At 63.7% G+C, this 8,107-nt stretch carries 6 protein-coding genes; 1 reads left to right on the plus strand and 5 read right to left on the minus strand.

The window, feature by feature from the left end; genetic code table 11:
- Positions 1-48: 48 nt before the first annotated feature.
- Positions 49-2,409 carry a molybdopterin-dependent oxidoreductase gene (locus G8O24_RS28545; protein WP_188105177.1) on the minus strand — a complete coding sequence of 787 codons (2,361 nt, stop codon included), beginning with the start codon at positions 2,407-2,409 and terminating at the stop codon, positions 49-51.
- Positions 2,410-2,833: 424 nt separating this feature from the next.
- On the opposite strand from G8O24_RS28545, the gene G8O24_RS28550 reads away from it, so the two are divergent.
- The gene (locus tag G8O24_RS28550; RefSeq protein WP_188105179.1) at positions 2,834-3,913 is read left to right on the plus strand and encodes a quinone oxidoreductase family protein; all 1,080 of its coding nucleotides are present in this window, start codon (positions 2,834-2,836) and stop codon (positions 3,911-3,913) included.
- A gap of 128 nt (positions 3,914-4,041) precedes the next feature.
- On the opposite strand, the gene G8O24_RS28555 is transcribed toward G8O24_RS28550, so the two are convergent.
- The 4 genes from G8O24_RS28555 to G8O24_RS28570 form a co-directional block, all read right to left on the minus strand.
- Positions 4,042-4,743, minus strand: coding sequence for an ABC transporter ATP-binding protein (locus G8O24_RS28555; protein WP_188105181.1), 702 nt, complete (start codon positions 4,741-4,743; stop codon positions 4,042-4,044).
- Positions 4,744-4,750: 7 nt separating this feature from the next.
- Positions 4,751-6,031: a lipoprotein-releasing ABC transporter permease subunit gene (locus G8O24_RS28560; protein WP_188105183.1), complete on the minus strand. Its 1,281-nt coding sequence runs from the start codon at positions 6,029-6,031 to the stop codon at positions 4,751-4,753.
- A gap of 90 nt (positions 6,032-6,121) precedes the next feature.
- On the minus strand, positions 6,122-7,441 hold the full coding sequence (gene proS, locus G8O24_RS28565) for a proline--tRNA ligase (protein ID WP_188105185.1): 1,320 nt from the start codon (positions 7,439-7,441) through the stop codon (positions 6,122-6,124).
- Positions 7,442-7,589: 148 nt separating this feature from the next.
- Positions 7,590-8,107: CopD family protein (locus tag G8O24_RS28570; RefSeq protein WP_188105187.1), on the minus strand; the 518-nt coding region annotated here is incomplete at its 5' end.

Below are 8,107 nucleotides of genomic sequence, written 5' to 3' on the forward strand. Positions count from 1 at the left end.
ACCCGCAAGCTGGGCGCGTCGCGATCGTGCGGTTCCGCTTGTCTCCTTTTACCGAACATGCGGATCGGGAGCCCGTCCGGATATCCCGCTGCGTCTCACCGCTGCCATATGAATTCGATCGGAGCGCGTCTGATATGCCCTGATTTCCTCCTCGGTTGCCAAAGCCAGACGGACCGCGACATTCTTGTGGTAGGGCGTACCCGCAATGGGATCGCGATTGCCGCTCTCCGTGAGCAGATTGATACGCGGCCCGTTAACGAGGCGCTCTCCATCCGATGCCGGGTATGCTTGGCCATAGCCGTGCGGCAAAGCCAGCTGGCCCTTCCGCATGGCGTCATCGACCTTGCAGCGGACGACGAGCCGGCCCACCGCTGATTCAACGGCGATCCAGTCACCATCCTTGGCGCCCAACTCCATCAGGTCGTTCGAATTGATCAACATGGCGCCGTCCCGATCGTCGCGACGCCACGCTGGATCTCGAAATATCTGATTGGCATTGAACATGCGGCGACCACCGGCCGCCAGCATGAATGGAAATTCCTTTGGCGCGAGGGCGGTTTTGGGATCGAGACGCGCCAACCACTCCAGCATTTGCGGAACAACCAGCCTTACCTTGCGATCCGCATGGCTGATGAACGACCAGACATCATCATAGTCGTGGCGGGTCACCGCCGTGCCCTGCCGAGCGGCGACGATGGTATCGAACAGAAGATCGCCAAGCTGATGATCCGCAACTTCGTCCGAAGCGTTGATCGCGCGCCGTACCGCCTGCGGCGATCGGTTCGCACATGCCTGTGCGGCGCTCCACAACGGTGCCGCGGCCGCGGTGCCATCCGGAAGCGTCTGCCCGATCGTATGATAGAGCACAAGCGCGGGGACGGCCTGGGGGTTTTCTGCAAGGAATGTCCGAAAGGCGGCGGCGAAAGCCGGACGCGCATCACGTGCGATCTCGCGGAGCGGTGCGAGCACATTGTCCCCCGGCAAAAGCCCAAGCGCGACGGCAAGCCGCGTGTAGATCTCAGGCTCCGGCAACGTGCCTGCGAGCGGCGGCAATACGCCGGCACGCACATGGAAGAAATTCGTGGGAAATTCGAAGTTAAAGAGGGTGAATTCGGTCTTTTCGTATTGGGAGGATGCGGGAAGAACATAGTGCGCGAGCTGCGCGGTTTCCGTCATCGCGACGTCGACCACAACGCACAGCTCCAGCGAACGGAGCGCGCGTTCCATCGCCTTGGTGTTCGCTGCCGTATTGGCAGGATTTGAGCTGTCGATCCAGACGCAGCGCAACTTGTCAGGATGGTCGAGGAGCACGGCCTCCGGGAAAATGTTGGGGGGCAGCAGGCCTGCAATGATCGCGTCGCCGGTCGGCGCGAATGTCTGGTTCGGAGAGTTGCCCCATAACGGCTGCAGCCAGCCCTGCAACTGGTTGGTACCTTTGCGGCCAAAACTGCCGGAAAGCATGATCAACAGTTTCTCGAGATAAGAGTTGAGCGTCGAATTCGTACTTTGTTGAATGCCGAGTTCGGCCCGCACCACCATGGCCTTCGCCGCGGCGATCATCTCGACGCAACGCGCGAGGTCCGCGACGGCAATATCGGCCGCAGCAGCCCATTCCTCGACGGGAATGTTCAGGAGCGCCTGCTTCACGTCCGCGAAACCGGTGGTGTGCTCCTCGATGAACGCGTGGTCGATCCGGTCGGACCGGACGAGCATGGCGAGCAATGCGCCAAGCAGGAACGAGTCCGCACCTGGCCGCACCGCGAGATGCAAATCCGCCATTTCGGCGGTTTCGGTCCGGCGCGGGTCGATGACGATCAACTTGCGTGCGGGATCCTTGCGAATTTGATTCAGATGATCGCGCGCATTGGGGAAGCCGTGCGCGACCCAGGGATTGGCGCCGATGACAAACAAGAGATCGCAATGATGAACGTCTTCGGCGGTGTGACAAGTCTGGCTGCCGAACATGTGGCCATTGACCCAGAAATCGCCGGTCTTCTCCTGCGAAAGCGCATTGAAGACGCTGCGCGAGCCGAGCGCGCGCAACACGCCGCTGGCGTAGGCGCCGCCGGCATGGTTGCCCTGTCCTCCGCCGCCGTACAGGGCAATGCTCTTGCCGCCATGCCTGTCGGCGATATCTCGCAACCGCGCCGCGATCTCCGCGATCGCCTCGTCCCACCGGATTTCATCGAAGCCGCCGTCGGCACGACGGCGCAGCGGGGACGTGAGACGATCTTTGTCATTCGCATAATAGGGAATGCGGGTCGCCTTGTTGCACAGATAGCCTTGCGATTTCGGGCTCGAGCGGTCGCCTCGCACCTTCTCCAGGCGACCGTCATTCACGGAGACTTCAATCCCGCAATTGATGTAGCAGAGATTACACGCTGTCTTGAGCCACTCGCCGGCCGTCATGATGAACTCCCCGATCTTGTGAATTGTGTCAGCGCGTCGGTTTTTCTGGACCTTCCCTGTGGCTTCCGAACCGGGCCACCGCCGCTCGCACGCGATCTTATATGACGCTTATCATATCACAAGTGCGATTGGGACCAAGCCCCACATCGGATAGAGGCCTGCGTGTCGACGGCGGATTGGTCTCGGCTGTCAGCGCCGGCGGTGGAACCCTCCGCCAGCCGGTCGTGACGGATCGCGTGTAGACCACCTTTGTGCTCCGCGGTTGGCACGTTGCCGCGTCGCGTCACGTCACGTCCGCTCACATCACCCAAGATAGCCGGCACCTGTGTCATGCAGGGCCCACGGAATACTAGGATAATACCAGGCCTTCATGGGCGATTGAGGCCGCAGCATATAGGTCGCACCTATCTGCAAGGTGAACATCATGAAAGCTGCCGTACTCAAATCCCTGGGATCGCCGCTCGCGATCGAGGACGTCCCCGCCCCGGTGCTCGGCACCGGCGAGGTCATCGTCGATGTCGTCGCCACGCGCGTCCTGTCCTACATGAACGAGGTCTTCGACGGGACGCGCAATTACGCGCTCGATCTGCCGATCATTCCGGGGCCCGGCGGCATCGGCCGGGTGCGCGCGATCGGCCCTGACGCCACCAAGCTCAGCGTCGGCGACTGGGTGTTCTGCGACCCGACGGTGCGCTCGCGCGACGATGTCGTGGCGCCCGATATCGCCTTGCAGGGGCTCACGGCGGCCGGCCCCGGCGGCATGAAGCTGCAACGGCATTTTCGCCACGGCTCCTATGCCGAGCAAATGCGGGTGCCGACCGAGAACGTGAAGAAGCTCGGCCAGATCACGTCCGAGGAAGCCTCGCAATGGTGCGCGCTTGGGACGGCGCTGGTGCCCTATGGCGGCTTTCTCGCCGCCAAGCTCCAGCCGGGCGAGACGGTGCTGGTGAGCGGCGCCACCGGCAATTTCGGCAGCGCGGCCGTCTCCGTCGCGCTGGCGATGGGCGCGGCCTGTGTCGTCACGCCCGGCCGCAACGAGGCCGTCATAGCCGACCTCGTCCGCCGCTTCGGCCCGCGGGTGAAGCCGGTCAGGCTATCAGGCAACGAGGATGACGACCGCGAGGCGATGAAGCGCGCTGCGGCAGGGCCGATCGACTGCGTGCTCGACATCATGCCGCCTTCGGTGGCGACGAGCGTCGTGCGCGCGGCGGTGATGACGGTGCGCGCTTACGGCCGCATCGTGCTGATGGGCGGCGTCGGCATGGCGGGCGGCGCAGGGCTGGAACTGCCCTACCCCTGGATCATGCGCAATTGCATCTCCATCCACGGCGTCTGGATGTATCCGCCGGATGCGGCCGGCCGCCTGATCGCGATGGTGCGCGCAGGGCTGCTGCGGCTCGACGAATATGCGACGACCGACTTCGACCTCGACCACGTCAACGAGGCCGTGGCGCACGCCGCCGCGAATGGCGGGCCGTTCAAGCTGACCGTGATCCGGCCGTAACCGGAGCGCCTGCCGCGGCGATACGCCGCCGCGGCAGATAGGCCCGATTGATCAGATGCCTGGCACGCATCACCCCGGCAGCAGCCGGCCACGGCCGCCTACTGTGCATGGGGTTGTTTTCGCTTTTTCTATTCGAGCTCGACGACCTGGCCGTTCGCCAGCGACACGCGGCGGTCCATGCGGCCGGCCAGCTCCATGTTGTGGGTCGCGATCAGCATCGAGACCTTGGTCGCCTTGACCAGCTGCATCAGCGCCTGGAACACGTGGGCGGCCGGGTGCGGATCGAGATTGCCGGTCGGCTCGTCCGCCAGCAGCACGCGCGGCGCATTGGCGACCGCGCGCGCGATCGCGACGCGCTGCTGCTCGCCGCCCGACAGCTCGGCGGGGCGGTGCGTTATGCGGTCGCCGAGGCCGAGATAGCCCAAAATCTCTTTTGCGCGCTTGACGCTCTCGGACTTCTTCAGGCCGCGGATCATCTGCGGCAGCATGACGTTCTCCAGCGCCGAGAACTCCGGCAGCAGCCGGTGCGACTGGTAGACGAAGCCGATGTCGCTGCGGCGCAGCTGGGTGCGCTCGATGTCGGGCAGCTGCGAGGTCGGCGCGCCGTTGACATAGACCTCGCCGGAGTCCGGTGCTTCGAGCAGGCCCGCAATGTGCAGCAGCGTCGACTTGCCCGAGCCCGATGGTGCGACCAGCGCGACCGACTGCCCCGCCCACAGCGCCAGCTTGGCTTTGTCGAGGATCGTCAGCGCCGCTTCCCCCTGGAGGTGCTGCCGCCTTATCTCGTGGAGATAGATGACCGGTACATCTTCCGCCCCCTGGCTCTCCATCAGCCCCTCACTCGTACCGCAGCGCTTCGACAGGATCGAGGCGCGCGGCGCGCCACGACGGGTAGAGCGTCGCCAGGAACGACAGCGTCAACGCCATGATGACGACCGCCGTGGTCTCGCCGACGTCGATCTCGGCGGGCAGCTTCGACAGGAAGTACAGCTCCGGCGAGAACAGCTCGGTCGAGGTCAGCCAGGACAGGAACTGCCTGATCGATTCGATGTTGAGGCAGATCACGAGACCAACGAAGAAGCCGACCAGCGTTCCGACCACGCCGATCGAGGCACCCGTGATCAGGAAGATCCGCATGATCGAGCCCTGCGATGCGCCCATCGTCCTGAGGATCGCGATGTCGCTGCCCTTGTCCTTCACCAGCATGATCAGGCCGGAGACGATGTTGAGGGCGGCGACCAGCACGATCATGGTCAGGATCAGGAACATCACGTTGCGCTCGACCTGGAGCGCATTGAAGAAGGTCGAGTTGCGCTGGCGCCAGTCGACCAGGAACACCGGCCGGCCCGCCGCATCCGTCACGGCCTTGCGGAAGGCGTCTATTCGATCAGGATTGGTGGTGAACACCTCGATCGAGGTGACGTCGCTGCTGCGATTGAAATAGGCCTGCGCTTCGGCAAGCGGCATGAACACGAAGCCGAGGTCGTATTCGGACATGCCGATCTCGAACACCGCGACGATCTTGTACGGCTTGATGCGCGGCGTCGTGCCCATCGGCGTCACCGCGCCTTTCGGCGCCACCAGCGTCACGCTGTCACCGGCATGCAGCGACAGCTGGTCGGCAAGCCTGCGGCCGATCGCGACGCCCTGCCCGTCGTCAAAGCCCTCGAGCGAGCCCTGCTTGATGTTTTTGGCGATCGAGGTGAGGTTGTTGAGATCGTCCGAGCGAATGCCGCGCACCAGGACGCCCGAAGCGTTCCACGGCGAGGATGCCAGCGCCTGGCCGTCGACGACGGGAGCAGCCAGCCGGATGCCCTGAACCTGGCTGATGCGGTCGGCGACGTCCTTCCAGTCGGTCAGCGGCGATTCCAGCGGCTGCACCAGGATATGGCCGTTCAGCCCCAGGATCTTGTCGAGCAGCTCCTTGCGGAAGCCGTTCATCACGGCCATCACGATGATCAGCGTGGCGACGCCGAGCATGATGCCGAGGAACGAGAACCCGGCGATGACCGAAATGAATCCCTCCTTGCGCCGCGCCCGCAAATAGCGCGCCGACAGCATCCACTCGAATGGCGCGAAAGGCGCGGTTTGAACGGTTTCGGTCATGGTTTCATCCATCGCTCGATAATCCCATGATTCGGGGCCAATTGTGGCCGGATTGGCGGCCGCGATCTCGGGCGATGAACAATATTCAGCCGACCAGCCTTATCAGCCCACAAGTCTTGCGACCGCATCCGCAGGCGACATGGTCTCGCGGGAGCCGTCACTGCGCTTCTTGATCTCGACCTTGCCGTCGGCAAGCCCCTTCGGCCCGATCATGATCTGCCAGGGAATGCCGATCAGGTCGGCGGCGGCGAATTTGGCGCCGGCGCGCTGGTCGGTGTCGTCATAGAGCACGTCGACGCCCTTGGCGTTCAGCTCGGCATAGAGCTTCTCGCAGGCCCCATCGACCGCCGCATCGCCCTGCTTGAGGTTGAGAATGGCGACGCGGAACGGCGCCACCGCCTCAGGCCATTTGATGCCGGCATCGTCATGGCAGGCCTCGATGATGGCACCCAAAAGGCGCGAGACGCCGACGCCGTAGGAGCCGCCGTGGATCGGCACGTCGACGCCGTCGGGACCGGCCACCATCGCCTTCATCGGCTCGGAATACTTCGTGCCGAAATAGAAGATCTGGCCGACCTCGATGCCGCGGGTGTTCAGGCGCTTCTCCGCCGGCACCTCCAGCTCGAAGCGCGCGGCGTCGTGCACGTCCTCGGTCGCCGCGTAAACCGACGTCCACTGCTTGATGATCGGGGTCAGGTCGCTGTCATAGTCGATGTTCTCATCAGGCACCGGCAGATCCAGCACGTCGCGATTGATGAACACGCCGGATTCGCCGGTCTCCGCGAGCACGATGAACTCGTGGCTGAGATCGCCGCCGATCGGGCCGGTCTCGGCGCGCATCGGGATCGCCTTCAGCCCCATTCGCGCAAAGGTGCGCAAGTAAGCGACGAACATCTTGTTGTAGGCAACGCGCGCGGCAGCCTCATTGAGATCGAAGGAATAGGCATCCTTCATCAGGAATTCGCGGCCGCGCATCACGCCGAAGCGCGGGCGCTGCTCGTCGCGGAATTTCCATTGGATATGATAGAGATTCAGCGGCAGGTTCTTGTAAGACTTCACGTACGCGCGAAAAATCTCGGTGATCATTTCCTCGTTGGTCGGACCGTACAAGAGTTCGCGCTTGTGGCGATCGGCGATGCGCAGCATTTCGGGGCCATAGGCATCGTCGCGCCCGCTCTCGCGCCAGAGGTCGGCGAGCTGAAGCGTCGGCATCAAGAGTTCCAGCGCGCCGGAGCGGTCCTGCTCCTCGCGCACGATCTGCTCGATCTTCTTCAGCACCCGGAAGCCGAGCGGCAGCCAGGCATAGATGCCGGCCGCCTCCTGCCGGATCATGCCTGCGCGCAGCATCAGCCGATGCGAGACGATCTCCGCCTCTTTCGGATTTTCCTTCAGGATGGGCAGAAAGAACCGCGACAACCGCATGGCAATACTCTGGGAATCAGTGAGAGGCTGCAGTGAAACCGGATTGGGAGCGAAAACACAAGACCGGGAATGAGGAAAAGCCGCTAACGCGGCGGAATTCCTGTCATTTTTCCGTTGCCTTCAGGTTCGACTTGAACCGTACCGGGCCTTATGGCGGCGCGACCTCGAGCTCGTCCTCGAGGGTGACCTTCTCGAAATCGGTCACCAGTGCGTCGATCCGCACATGCCAGCGACCTGCAAAGGGCAGCTCGACCCTGCGCACATGCCAATAGCCGTCCGGCCCGAGCTCGGCGTCGCGCTCCATCGGCTCGATGCCGCGCTCGGGCAGGCTGAGCGTCAAGGTCGCCTCCTTGGCCTTCAGCGGCGTCGCCTCCCCGGTCATGAGCTGGAGGACGAAATCGTCCACGCCGGCTTTCCCCGGGGAGACCAGCACCTGAAACATCGCCTTGTCGGTGTGGATATGGATCGCCAGAGGCGTCTCCGGCACGATGGTTCGCGGTGGTGGCGTGAAGCGCCAGCCGGCGACGACAGCAAAGATGCCGAGCGCGGCCCCACATTCGAGCAGGATTGAACGTTTGAGCGGGTACGCGCCTCCCCGATCCCTCACCAACGCCGGCGTCAACCGGAAGCGATTGAGCGCGGCGAGCGCCAGCAGCAGAAGCACCA

The sequence above is a fragment of the Bradyrhizobium campsiandrae genome (assembly GCF_014529705.1).
In the GTDB taxonomy this organism is placed as follows: Bacteria; Pseudomonadota; Alphaproteobacteria; order Rhizobiales; family Xanthobacteraceae; genus Bradyrhizobium; species Bradyrhizobium campsiandrae.